The sequence below is a fragment of the Agromyces sp. P1_H4 genome (assembly GCF_056405255.1).
Window position 1 is genome coordinate 1 of record NZ_JBFUCL010000086.1, and the last position, 11,783, is coordinate 11,783.

General features: G+C 71.3%; 10 protein-coding genes. All 10 read left to right on the top strand.

Going from position 1 to position 11,783, the window contains the following annotated elements:
- The first annotated feature begins 52 nt into the window (after window positions 1–52).
- Window positions 53–1,174, top strand: a complete 1,122-nt coding sequence (locus AC1DY2_RS07605; protein ID WP_476761864.1) for a hypothetical protein — start codon at window positions 53–55, stop codon at window positions 1,172–1,174.
- A 104-nt stretch (window positions 1,175–1,278) separates the two neighbouring features.
- Window positions 1,279–2,484: an RDD family protein gene (locus AC1DY2_RS07610; RefSeq protein WP_476761865.1), complete on the top strand. Its 1,206-nt coding sequence runs from the start codon at window positions 1,279–1,281 to the stop codon at window positions 2,482–2,484.
- On the top strand, window positions 2,481–6,977 hold the full coding sequence (locus AC1DY2_RS07615) for an FtsK/SpoIIIE domain-containing protein (RefSeq protein WP_476761866.1): 4,497 nt from the start codon (window positions 2,481–2,483) through the stop codon (window positions 6,975–6,977). The genes AC1DY2_RS07610 and AC1DY2_RS07615 overlap by 4 nt, the downstream gene beginning before the upstream one ends.
- A gap of 122 nt (window positions 6,978–7,099) precedes the next feature.
- Window positions 7,100–7,387, top strand: coding sequence for a WXG100 family type VII secretion target (locus tag AC1DY2_RS07620; RefSeq protein WP_159603581.1), 288 nt, complete (start codon window positions 7,100–7,102; stop codon window positions 7,385–7,387).
- Between the two features lie 85 nt (window positions 7,388–7,472).
- Complete coding sequence (locus tag AC1DY2_RS07625) at window positions 7,473–7,799, top strand: hypothetical protein (RefSeq protein WP_476761867.1); 327 nt, start codon at window positions 7,473–7,475, stop codon at window positions 7,797–7,799.
- A gap of 13 nt (window positions 7,800–7,812) precedes the next feature.
- A complete protein-coding gene (locus AC1DY2_RS07630) occupies window positions 7,813–9,159 on the top strand; it encodes a hypothetical protein (RefSeq protein WP_476761868.1) in 1,347 nt (448 codons plus the stop codon).
- A 31-nt stretch (window positions 9,160–9,190) separates the two neighbouring features.
- The gene (locus tag AC1DY2_RS07635) at window positions 9,191–9,793 is read left to right on the top strand and encodes a hypothetical protein (RefSeq protein WP_476761869.1); all 603 of its coding nucleotides are present in this window, start codon (window positions 9,191–9,193) and stop codon (window positions 9,791–9,793) included.
- Window positions 9,790–10,353, top strand: coding sequence for a hypothetical protein (locus AC1DY2_RS07640; protein ID WP_476761870.1), 564 nt, complete (start codon window positions 9,790–9,792; stop codon window positions 10,351–10,353). The genes AC1DY2_RS07635 and AC1DY2_RS07640 overlap by 4 nt, the downstream gene beginning before the upstream one ends.
- Complete coding sequence (locus tag AC1DY2_RS07645) at window positions 10,350–11,261, top strand: hypothetical protein (RefSeq protein ID WP_476761871.1); 912 nt, start codon at window positions 10,350–10,352, stop codon at window positions 11,259–11,261. The genes AC1DY2_RS07640 and AC1DY2_RS07645 overlap by 4 nt, the downstream gene beginning before the upstream one ends.
- Before the next feature lie 23 nt (window positions 11,262–11,284).
- Entirely contained in the window at window positions 11,285–11,767 is a 483-nt protein-coding gene (locus AC1DY2_RS07650) for a DUF6121 family protein (RefSeq protein WP_476761872.1), read from the top strand.
- Window positions 11,768–11,783: the final 16 nt, after the last annotated feature.

The window sequence follows — 11,783 nt, forward strand, 5'->3', positions numbered from 1 at the left end:
TTGCTACAGTGAGCGCATCGCGGGTGCGACGGCGCCCGGAAGGAGCGCGATCATGAGCAGCACGACTCCCGGATCCGACCCGGAACAGCGGCCCGACCCCGACGCGGTCGACGACCGCGCGGAGGTGTCCGGTCCGGGCGAGACCGACCCGGCGGACACGGCCGCGTACGAGCCCGCCGAACCGCTCACGGAGCCCGCCGCGGCATCCGACACCCCTGAGGCCGACGACACGGCTGAGATGTCGACGCCCGGGGCGGCCGAGGTCCCCGTCGATGCGGACACGACGACCGCCGCGGATGCCGATGCGACCGCCGCCGAGCCCGACTACGTGTACGAGGCGGAGCCCGCCGCGGCCGAGCCCGTCGTGGCGGAGCCCGAGCCCGCGTCGACCAGCCGGCTCGACGAGGCCGTGGAGCGCGCGAACGCGGTGCCCGTGGCATCCGACCCCAACGACGTCGGCGACCGGGACGTGCCCGCGCCCATCGCCGCAGGAGCGGTGCGCCGAGAGACCTACGTGCCGTCCGCGACCGTCGCCACGGGAGCCGCAGGCGCCGCCACCCTCGCCCCCGAGCCCGACCTCGCGCCCGCGGCCGCCGTCGCGGCCCCCGCGCCGCAGACCGTGTACGTGCAGGCCCCCACGCCGCCGAAGGTCCGCAGCAACCGCGGATTCGGCGTGCTCGTGGCCCTGGTCGGCACCGTCGTGTTCGCCCTGCTCTACGCCGGCGTGTCCTACCTGATCCTCCTCGGACGCGGGGACGTCGCCCAGGCGTCGTCGGTGTTCACGCAGTTCCTCCTCCAGCCCGTCTTCTGGGTGCCGGTGCTCGCCTGCTTCGTCGGCTTCGCCGTTCTCGCGCTGATCGTGAACCGCGGCCCGTGGTGGTGCTACGCGGTGTTCAGCCTGCTGGTCGGCGCATTCGTGTACCTCTCCTACATCGGCGCGGCGCTGCTCACGGTGCAGGCGTGGACCTTCACGCTCGACCAGGCGAACGACTTCGTCGCGCAGCGCTGGGTCGACCCGTTCGCGATCGTCGCGGGCATCATCGCCCTCGAGGTGCCGATCTGGTTCGGCGGCTGGATCGCGTCGCGCGGGCGCGCCGTCTCCGAGCGCAACCGCCTCGCGCGCGAGGCGTACGACCGGGAGCTCGCCGCAGGCCCGCAGCCGCAGCGCGCCTAGTCCGCCCGGTACGCTGCTGTGTCGGGGATGGTGACCCCTCCCCATCGACAGTGCAGCCCCGATGGCCTTGGGTGGCTCTGTACCCTGCGCACCCGAGGAGCGATGTGAGCATCACGATGCACGTCGACGACGAGCCGACCCCGGGCATCGGTCCCGACGGACGTCCCGACCCCGCCTACGCGCGTGCGCTCGGTCTCGTGCCGGCGCCCGCGGGCCGGCGTGCGGCCGCGTTCGCGCTCGACGCGACCGCGTGGGTCGTGCTCGCGGTGCCGGCGGTCATCGGGTCCGTCATGCTCGCCGGCCTCGTGGTCGGCCAGACGCAGCTGCCGGATGCCGCGACGCTCGCGCTCCCGGTCGTGCTCCTGGGCGTGGGCGAGCTCCTCCTCCTGGTGTTCGGACTCGTGCAGCTCGTCCTGCATGGCCGTCGGGGAGTGACGCTCGGCAAGGCGAGCCTCGGCATCCGCTCGGTGCGCGTGACCACCTTCGGCCCCGCCGGCTTCTGGCGCGTGGTGCTGCGGGTGCTCGTGCTGTGGGCGTCGTGGGTCGTGCTGCCGCTCGCCGGCCCGGCCGTCCTCTTCGCCTCGTCGGCGTGGGACCCCGAGTCCCGCGGGCGCAGCTGGCTCGACCGCATCGGCCGCTGCTGGGCCGTCGACATCCGCAACGGGCTCGACCCCTTCGACGCCAAGGCGCTTCGCCATGCCCGCCGCCAGGTCGAGGCCGGCGCGCGCGAGCCCGAGGCGCCCCTGCCGTCACTCGCCTCCGACCGGCCCGTCGGCGACGGACTCTTCATCCCGTCGGCACGGTCGAGCTCGGGCGTCGTGTCCCCATCGCCCTCGGAGGCCGGTGCCTGGGCCCCGCCGCCGCTCGTGCCGGTCGCCGACGCGGCGTCTGCGCCGGGTTCCCCGCGGAGTGCGGTCGTCGCCACCGCATCCGCCACCGCACCCGCCACCGCACCCGCGCTGCGCTCGGAGATCGTGCTCGTCTTCGACGACGGCACCCGGCTGCCCGTCTCCGAGCCCGGGCTCCTCGGTCGGAGCCCGGCCGTCGCGCCGGGGGAGTCGCCCGTGCGACTGGTGCCCCTCGTCGACGAGAGCATGCGCATCTCCAAGACGCACGCGGCCTACGGCGTCGACGACGGCGCCCTCTGGGTGTCCGACCGCTCGTCCAAGAACGGCACGTTCGTGGAGCTGCCCGACGGCACATCCCGCCAGCTGACCCCGGGCATCCGCACCCCGGTGCCGGCCGGCGCCACGGTGGCCCTCGGCGGACGACGATTCACCGTGACCGTGGCATCCGGAGGCACTGCATGAAGCTCAAGCTCGGACTCCGGCGACACAGCGGGTCGCCGGTGGACGTGATGGTCACCGCCGACTCGACCGCCACGGTGCAGGACATCGCGCACGCGATCCTGACGAACGACCCCCAGACGGCACGACTCGGCGGCGCGGCCGGCGTCGGCGTGGTGACGCTCGCGGTCGCGCCGCCGACGTCGACCGAGCCCACGATGCTGGACCCCGAGCTGCCGATCGGGGATGCGCCGATCGGATCCGGATTCAATGCGGCCGTCGTGCCGCACAGCCCCCGTTCCGCTCGTGCGTCCGAGGGCGCGGCGGCCGTCATGCGGGTGCTCGGTGGCCCCGACGCCGGCCGCGAGTTCCCGCTCCGTCGGGGCAACAGCGTCATCGGTCGTGCGACGGGCGTCGACGTGCTGCTCAACGATCCGCTCGTCTCGAAGCGGCATGCCCGGATCGAAGTGGACCAGACGGTCGAGCTCGTCGACCTCAACTCCGCGAATGGCCTCATCGTCGACGGCGGCCTCGTGCAGCGGGTGCGGGTCTCACCCGGGCAGGTGGTGACGATCGGCGACAGCGAGGTCTCGTTCACGCTCGTCGCGGGCACGGATCACGCACCGGATCCCGTGCTCGAGCGCGGCGGTGCCCTCATGTTCAACCGGTCGCCGCGCGTCGAGGCACGCTATCCCGGCATGGAGCACAAGCATCCCGTCGTTCCGAGCGAGGCGGAGCCGAGGCTCTTCCCATGGCCCATGATCGTCGCGCCCATGATGCTCGGGCTGGCCATGTTCTTCATCACCCGGAACCCGTTCTCGCTGTCGATCGTCGCCATGTCGCCGCTGATGATGTTCGGCAACTTCATCGGCCAGCGCACCCAGCAGGGGAAGAAGTTGCGGCTCGAGGTCGACACCTTCGAGGAGCAGCTCGAAGAGCTCGAGGAGACCCTGGCGCGTGAGACGCTCGTCGAGCGCGAGCGCCGGCATGCCGAGGCACCCGCTGTGGCGACGGTCTACGAGGCGGCGATGCGGCTCGGCCCGCTCCTCTGGACCCGACGACCCGAGCACTGGAACTTCCTCGCCCTGCGCCTGGGGATCGGCGCGGCGAGGAGCCGCAACACCATCCAGGCGTCCAACGAGCAGAAGGGCATCGTGCGATATGCCCGGCAGGTGGATGCGCTGCGCCGACGGCACGAGACCATCGACGAGGTGCCGCTCGTCGAGATGCTGCCGCACGCGGGCGCCATCGGCATCGCCGGCCCCCGCCATCTCGCGGCGGACGTGCTTCGAGGCATCGGCATCCAGATCTTCGGCCTGCACGCGCCGAACGAGCTGATCACCGCCGCCATCGTCGGTCCGGCGTGGGCGAAGGAACTCGAGTGGATGAAGTGGCTCCCGCACACCACGAGCCCTCGCTCGCCCTTCGCCGACCTCGCCCTCGCCGACAGCCAGTCGGCCGGGACCGCGCTGCTCAACGGCCTCGAGGAGGCCATCCTCGGGCAACTGTCGGGAACGCCGAGTCGGCGCGGACCCCTCAGCGAGGAGGCGACCACGATGGCGCTCGGGGCCAGGGTCGGCGAAGGCAACGGGAGTGGGAGCGAGCTCGAGGGCGATCTCGCACTGGTGCTCATCGCCTCGAACGATGCACCCGTCGACCGGCCGCGCCTCACCCAGGTCATCGAACGCGGCGCCGACGCGGGCATCTTCACCGTGTTCCTCGCCCCGACGGTCGAGTCGCTCCCGGCCGCGTGCCGCACCTACATCGATGCCACCGAGGGCTTGGACCGAGCTCGCGTGGGCTTCGTCCGGGCCGGCGAGGAGCACGAGGGCATCGTCGTGGAAGGCGTCTCCAACGAATACGCCGAGGTGTTCGCGAAGCGGCTGGCGCCCGTCGTCGACTCGAGTTCGGTCACCGCCGACTCGAGCGACCTGCCCCCCAGCGTGTCGCTGCTGAAGCTCCTCGGCCCCGACCTGGCTGCGCAGCCCACCGCGGCGATCGAGCGCTGGCGGCAGAACAACTCGATCCTCGATCGGTCACGCGGTCCTCGTCCACGCCTGAAGCGGGCCGGCACGCTGAAGGCGTTCGTCGGGCAGGGGAGCCCCGACGCGATGTCGCTCGACCTCCGCACGCAAGGTCCGCACGCCCTGGTCGGCGGAACGACCGGCTCCGGCAAGTCGGAGTTCCTCCAGGCCTGGGTGCTCGGCATGGCCGCCGAGTACAGCCCCGATCGCGTGACCTTCCTCTTCGTCGACTACAAGGGCGGATCGGCGTTCGCCGACTGCGTGGAGCTGCCCCACTGCGTGGGCCTCGTGACCGACCTGAGTCCCCATCTCGTGCGCCGTGCGCTCACGAGCCTCCGCGCCGAACTCCATCACCGCGAGCACCTGTTCAATCGCAAGAAGGCGAAGGACCTCCTCGAGCTCGAGAAGCGGCAGGATCCCGAGACGCCGCCGGCCCTGGTCCTCGTCATCGACGAGTTCGCCGCCCTTGCGGGCGAGGTCCCCGAGTTCGTGGACGGCGTCGTCGACATCGCCCAGCGCGGACGGTCGCTCGGCATCCACCTGATCATGGCGACGCAGCGGCCGGCGGGCGTGATCAAGGACAACCTGCGTGCGAACACCAACCTGCGGGTGGCGCTGCGGATGGCCGATGTCTCCGATTCCAACGATGTCGTGGGCGACCCCGTCGCCGGCACCTTCGACCCGTCCATCCCCGGCCGCGGTATCGCCAAGACCGGCCCTGGGCGGCTCGTCCCGTTCCAGTCGGGCTACGCCGGCGGCTGGACGAGCGATGCGCCCGCAGTGGCCCAGGCGAAGGTGGCCGAACTTCGCTTCGGCTCGACGCAGGTCTGGGAGTCGGCCACCGACGACGAGCCCGACACCCACGAGGGCGACCTCGGACCGAACGACCAGCGGCGCATCGTCGCGAATCTCGTCGCGGCCGCATCCGCCGCGGGCGTCCCCTTGCCGCGCCGGCCATGGCTCGACGACCTGAAGACGACGGTCGACCTGCGCGAACTGCCACTCGACGGTGACGGCCGCATCCCGCTCGGGCTCGCCGACATCCCCGAGCGGCAGGCGCAGGAGCCGGTGTTCTTCGAGCCCGACACCGACGGCCATCTCCTGGTCTACGGCACGAGCGGCGCCGGAAAGACCGCCGCCCTCCGCACGATCGCGACGGCGGTGGGCGCGGCGCCCGAGGCCGGCACCGCGACGGTCTACGGGCTCGACTTCGGCACGGGTTCGCTTCGCTCGATCGAGGCGCTCCCGCACGTGGGATCCGTGGTCTCCGGCGACGACGTCGAACGGGTGCAGCGGATGCTTCGCACGATCCGGGGCATGCTCGACGACCGTGCGAAGCGATTCTCGGCCGTGAACGCGGGAAGCCTCAGCGAGTACCGAGAACTGGCAGTCCGGCCGCGAGAGCCCCGGATCCTCCTGCTCATCGACGGATTCGGCACGTTCAAGCAGGAGTGGGAGAGCACGGCGGCGCGCTCCGCGTTCTACAACATCTTCATGCGGGTGCTGGGCGAGGGCCGTCCCCTCGGCATCCATGCCGTCGTGAGCGCCGACCGGTACGGTGCCGTGCCCACCGCCGTCAGCGCCAACGTCAGCCGCCGCATCGTCCTGCGAATGTCCGATGAGGGCGCCTATTCGATCCTCGGCGCGCCGAAGGACGTGCTCAACGAGCGGAGCGCTCCCGGGCGCGCGATCGTCGACGGGTTCGAGACCCAGCTCGCCGTCATGGGCGGAACGGCCAACGTCGCCCAGCAGACCACCGCGCTCCAGGCGTTCGGTGCCGAGCTCCGCGCGCGCGGCGCCGTCGAGGCCGGGGAGATCGGCGCCCTGCCGACCGAGTTGGACATCACCGCCCTTCCCGATGCCGTGGACGGCCAGCCCGTCCTCGGTGTCTCGGAGGACATCCTCGGCCCGCGAGGATTCGAGCCCGTGGGCACCTTCGTCGTCACGGGGCCGCCGCGAAGCGGGAAGTCGACGGCCTTGCGGGCGCTGGCCACCTCCATGGCGCGGTTCGATCCCGACGCGAAGTTCTTCCACTTCGGTGGTCGGCGGGCGGTGCTCCGGGACTTCCGTCCGTGGGTCCGGTCCGCGGGGAGCGTCGAGGACGCCCGGGCACTCGCCAAGGAGCTCACGGGCATCGTCGGCGACGAGACCGTTCCCGGCCGGATCGTGATCGTGATCGAGAACGTCACGGAGTTCGCGGACTCCGACGCCGAGCGTCCGCTCAAGGAGCTCTTCCAGGCGATCAACCGGAGCGACCACTTCCTCATGGGCGACGGAGACGTGAGCCAGCTCGGGTCCGGATACGGCTTCATCGGGGACTTCAAGGGAGGCCGCCGCGGCATCGTGCTGAAGCCCGACACGTACGACGGCGATGCGGTCTTCAAGGTGCCGTTCCCGCGCGTGCAGCGCCACGAGTTCCCTGAGGGCCGCGGACTGTTCGTGGAGAACGGACGCGCCCTGACCGTGCAGTTGCCGTTCGTCGCCGCCGACTGACACGTCGGCCGGCGCGCGACCGGGGGTGGGGACCGCTCCCCATTGAGTACCGGCTTGACCCCCCAATACGGTGGAACCCGGATGGTCCGCAGGGGGCCGAAATCAGAAGAGAAAGGCCGATAATGGCTGACTTCAAGGCGACGTACTCCGAAATGGAAGCGATGGCGGGCAAGCTCGAACAGGGCCGCGAGGACATCGCCGACATCCTCCGCCAGCTCAAGCAGGGCGTCGACACGCTGCTCGGCGACGACTTCAAGACCGAGCACGCCTCGGGCAAGTTCGGCGAGGGCTACACCGAGCTCACGACCGGACTCGAGTCGGCGATCGACGGCATCCGCGACATGGGCGACTCGCTGCGCAAGATGCAGCAGGCGATCAAGGACACCGACGCCGCGCTCGCCGGGCAGTAGCACCCGCGCTCAGGGGAGGGCGTTCGCCCTCCCCTGAGGCGTGGCACTCCCAGCACACCACCTTCTCGTCGAACAGGACATGGCAATGGCCGATGTGTACATCAAGGTCGATCACCTGAACCGGCTGAACGGCTCGCTCAAGCAGATCCTCGTGGAGTTCGCGGATGCCGCGAAGCGCACCGATGCCCTCCAGGACATGATCGGCCGTCCCGACGGACGCGGCAGCCTCCGCGATCGGACCCACGAGTTCGAGGGTGGCTGGGACGACCGTCGCAACGCGCTGATCCAGAAGCTCACCGGCATCCAGGCCGCAGTGGAGAGCACGTGCACCGGATGGCAGGACTTCGACCTCGAGGCGGCGGACAGCCTCAAACTGCAGGAGAACGACGGCGCGAACCTGCCGACGCGATGACGGGGAGTGGAAGATGAGTGAACTGCGGACGCACCGCGGTCATCGGGTCGAGGTGCTCGAGGGCAACGCACAGGGGGTCATCGATCGAGGCAAGGAGATCGAGGACCTCGGGGAGCAGATGATCGGCGCGGCCGATGTGCTGCGCGAGATCGGCGACGGCGCCAGCGAAGAGCGAGGCCGTTCGATCGAGAAGATCCGCGACGAGGTGGGTGACGCGCACGCCGAGCTCCGCAAGGCCGGCGAACGCTACAAGCCGACCGGCACGGTCATGAAGACCTACGGGTCCAAGCTGGCCGATGTGCAGGCGGCCATGCGCACGATCGTGACCGACGCGCTCGACGCGAAGTCCACGCTCGACAGCAAGCGGCACGCGGCAGCGACCGCGGCGCAGACGGCGTCGAACGCGCCCGATCCCGACCCGACCGATCCCACCGCCCTCGAGCGTCAACGTCGGCTCGACGAGGCGGCGACCGACTCCCAGGGCGCGGTACACAGTGCGGAGGCCGACCTCGACGCGCAGTTCGCCCTGTTCGACTCGCAGTGGGACACCTGGGACGAGGCGTACGAGACGGCGCTGCGTGGCATCACGGATGCGACGGAGGGCAATGTCAGCGACGACTGGACCGACAACCTGGCGGGCGTGGTCGAGGTCGTGCTCGAGGTGCTCACCTGGGTCGGCGTGGCACTGGCGATCGCGGCCATCATCATCGGCGGACCGTTCATCGCCGTCATCGCGGCCATCGTCGGCGTCATCGCGCTCATCGGCACGCTGTTCCTCTACGCCAAGGGCCGCAAGGGCCTCGGCGACGTCGCATGGGCCGTGGTCGGGGTGCTGCCGTTCGGCAAGCTCGGCAAGCTCTTCCAGTCGGGCAAGCGGCTGACGGCGATCAAGGAGTTCCTCGGTGGCCCCTACCTCGAGATCGCCACGCCGCTCCGGCGCATCACGGCGTTGCGCGGATTGACCAATCCGGCCAGTCTCCGGGCGGGCGGCAACCTCGGAAGCCGCGCCGCCTCGGGCCTGGCATCGCGGCTCGGCCGCGATTTCTCGGTCTTCCAGGGCGCAGGTCCGAAGAACATCCTCAACCGCATCATCGGCGGGTCCAGCCGGGGGTACTCCCTCTCGATCGCGCAGAACTTCGCCAACCTCTCCGCGCACCACCAGCGCGTGATCACCCCGCACCTCGGGGCTCTCGCCGACGTCATCAGCGGCGGCGCGAAGCCCGTGGCGTTGAGCGAGGGCATCGCGAACTCGCTCGAGTTCGGGGTCAAGCGCGGCCGCATGGTGCTCGGCCGGGTCAACGAGATCAGCTCGTGGGGGGACCCCCAGCCGGTCGACACGTGGCGCGCCCAGCTCGCGTGACGGCACGACCGACCTCGATAAGGTGTTCACGATGCCGCTGACCGAAACGCCCGCCGTTCCCCCGTTCCGCCTCATGCTGCCGGCCGGGTGGGAGGAACTGCCCGCCGACCGCGCGAGCATCGGCTTGCTCATCGAACGTTCGAGTGCCGTCTTCGCGTCGCAGCACCGTCCCGACCTCGATGTCGAGTTCCGGCGGATGCTCGAGACGGCGTATCGCAAGATGCAGCAGGGTCGGGTGTTCGCCCTCTACCTGCAGACGTCGGTGCCGGCCGAGCGCATCCTGCCGATCTCCATGACCGCTGCGGTCGCCGACGGCCAGCTCGGTGGAACGCTCGACCGCCAGGTGACGGCCCTGTTCAAGGAACGCGGCGCGGAATTCCTCACCGATGACCGCACGATCGTCCGCTGGCAGGCGGATGCCTCGAGCGGTGGTGACCTCGCGGGTACCAGGGCACGCGTCATCAACTACCTCGTCCCGGTGCCGGGGACCGGGCGCCGGTCGGCGGTGGCCTTCACCACGACCATCCCGTACCCCACCGAGGAGGACGACGGGTTCCGCGACGAGTTCGTCGATGAGCTGTGCCTGCTGAGCGACACGATCGTGAGCACCTTCGCGTGGGAGCCCGCCGCGTGAAGTACGAGATCGAATACGACGCGGCCGTCTGGTTCCCCGCGCCGGCCTCGTTCCCGTGGGGCCCGTGGGCGGACGAATCGGCGTGGACCGAGGCGCTCGTCGAGGCCTACGAGACCGATCTCGGCGACCTGACGGCCGACGCGCGGGCTGCGATCCGCGAGTTCGCGGCGCTCGCCCGGGCGCAGCGCACCGAACTGGCCACGGAATGCCTGCTGTTCTGCCCGCGCGGGGTGCCGGCGCTGGGCATCGCAAACATCTTCGTGGGCGAGCACGACGACGACCTGGTCGACCTCGAGCACGAAGCGGGCGACGACGAGCGTGCCCAACTGCCGCCGACCATCATCGACTTCCCGACGGAGCACCTCGGTGTCGGGCGCCGTGCCGCCATCGTGCTCCCCTCGAGTGACCCCGAGATCGCCGCCGGCCGGCTCAACTACGTCTTCGACACCGCAGGCGTCGCCGTGGCGGTGAGCGGCACGGCCGACAGCGCCCGGGACGCGGGGTTCATGGCGCCGTTCCTCGACGAGCTGGTCCGCGGCATCCGCCTCGAGGCGGCATGAGCGAAGGCGGTCCCGAGTCGGGCACCGCCGGCCCCGACCAGTCGGCCGTCGCCTCGGCAGCGGCACTGGCGGTGGCCGCACGGTACGAACGCACGCTGAGCGACGGACTCGCCGTGGTGGTGCGTCCGATCGAGGATGCAGCGCTCGGCGCCCTCGATCGGAGGGCGATGCAGGTGATCCAGGCCATCGACCGCCGCTACGACCGCCGTCTCCGCGAGCTCCGGCTGGAACTCGCACGGGCCGAGGACGCCGACGCGCCGGAGTATCCGGGCGGCGCGAGCCGAGAGCTGCTCGACGGGCTCGGCTTCCTGCTCGCCATCGTCGGCGCGGGCATCATGTTCACCGGCCGGTCGGGGAGCCTGCCGATGGCCGCGGCCGCCTGGAGCGCAGTGCTGCTCATCGGGGCGGGCGTCGTGCTGCACGCGATCAGTGCCGTCGTCACACGACACGGTCACGCGAGCCGCTCGGCTCCCGGGTATCTCGCCTTCACGGTGGTGGCGGCCTTCGGTTCCGCGACCGTCCTCGCGAACTGGCCCGATGCCGCGGCTGACCCCACGACCGCCGCAGTCATCGCCGCGCTCTTCGTGCTCGGCGCTGCTGCCGTCGTGCTGCTGGTCGTCGCGTCCGCGCGGGCCTGGAATCTCGCCCGCCGCATCCGCGACTTCGATCGCTCGATCGCAGCCCTGCGCGTCCCGTTCGAGGCCGAGGCGGCCGAGCTCGGGGCCGCCGCAGCCGCCGAGGCCGCCGAGGTGCTCGAGGCGATGGAGGGCCCACGGCGTCTCGCCCTCGACGCCGCGCGACGTGCCGGGATCGAGGCGATCGTCGCACGCGGGGCCCTCACGCCGGCCACGGTGTCCCGGCTCCGGTCCGCGCCGCCGTTCGCGCTCCGTTACGCCGAAGACGTCTGACGCGTCCGGCGTAGGCTCGAAGGGTGGAGGACGACACCGCGAGCCGCAACGCGTGGGTCGTCGCCGCGTTCGCGGCGGCGCTCGACCTCGCCGCGGTGGTGTGCGCCTACGGGTTCGTCAGCCTGCTCACCGACGCCGAGGTGATCACCAGCCCCGAGGCCGGCCGATTCGTCGGGCCGGCCGCGGTCGGAGCATCCGTCGCCGCGGTGCTGCTCACGCTCGCGCGCACCCTGCGCCATCCCGAGCGGCAGTGGTCGAACATCGCCTGGCCCGCACTGTGGAGCTGGCTGGCCGCGGTGGTCGTCGCCGGGCTCGGCTACGCGTTCGCGACCGGCACGATCGTGGCGGCGCTCCTGTTCGGCCTGGGCTTCGGCATCGGCTGGTTCGGGCTGCTCATCCCCGTGCTCGCCGCGATCATCGGCTCCCTCGCGGCGCTCGTCGCGCGCGGGCGCGACAGCGGCATGGAGCGCCCCCGCTGGCCGTGGGAGCGCGACGACGAGGGCTGACGGATGCCGCGTGCGG

Excerpts from the sequence above, each read along its gene's own strand:
- AC1DY2_RS07605 (WP_476761864.1), top strand. The coding sequence starts at position 53 with ATGAGCAGCACGACTCCCGGATCCGACCCGGAACAGCGGCCCGACCCC.
- AC1DY2_RS07615 (WP_476761866.1), top strand. The coding sequence starts at position 2,481 with ATGAAGCTCAAGCTCGGACTCCGGCGACACAGCGGGTCGCCGGTGGAC.
- AC1DY2_RS07620 (WP_159603581.1), top strand. The coding sequence starts at position 7,100 with ATGGCTGACTTCAAGGCGACGTACTCCGAAATGGAAGCGATGGCGGGC.
- AC1DY2_RS07625 (WP_476761867.1), top strand. The coding sequence starts at position 7,473 with ATGGCCGATGTGTACATCAAGGTCGATCACCTGAACCGGCTGAACGGC.
- AC1DY2_RS07630 (WP_476761868.1), top strand. The coding sequence starts at position 7,813 with ATGAGTGAACTGCGGACGCACCGCGGTCATCGGGTCGAGGTGCTCGAG.
- AC1DY2_RS07635 (WP_476761869.1), top strand. The coding sequence starts at position 9,191 with ATGCCGCTGACCGAAACGCCCGCCGTTCCCCCGTTCCGCCTCATGCTG.
- AC1DY2_RS07645 (WP_476761871.1), top strand. The coding sequence starts at position 10,350 with ATGAGCGAAGGCGGTCCCGAGTCGGGCACCGCCGGCCCCGACCAGTCG.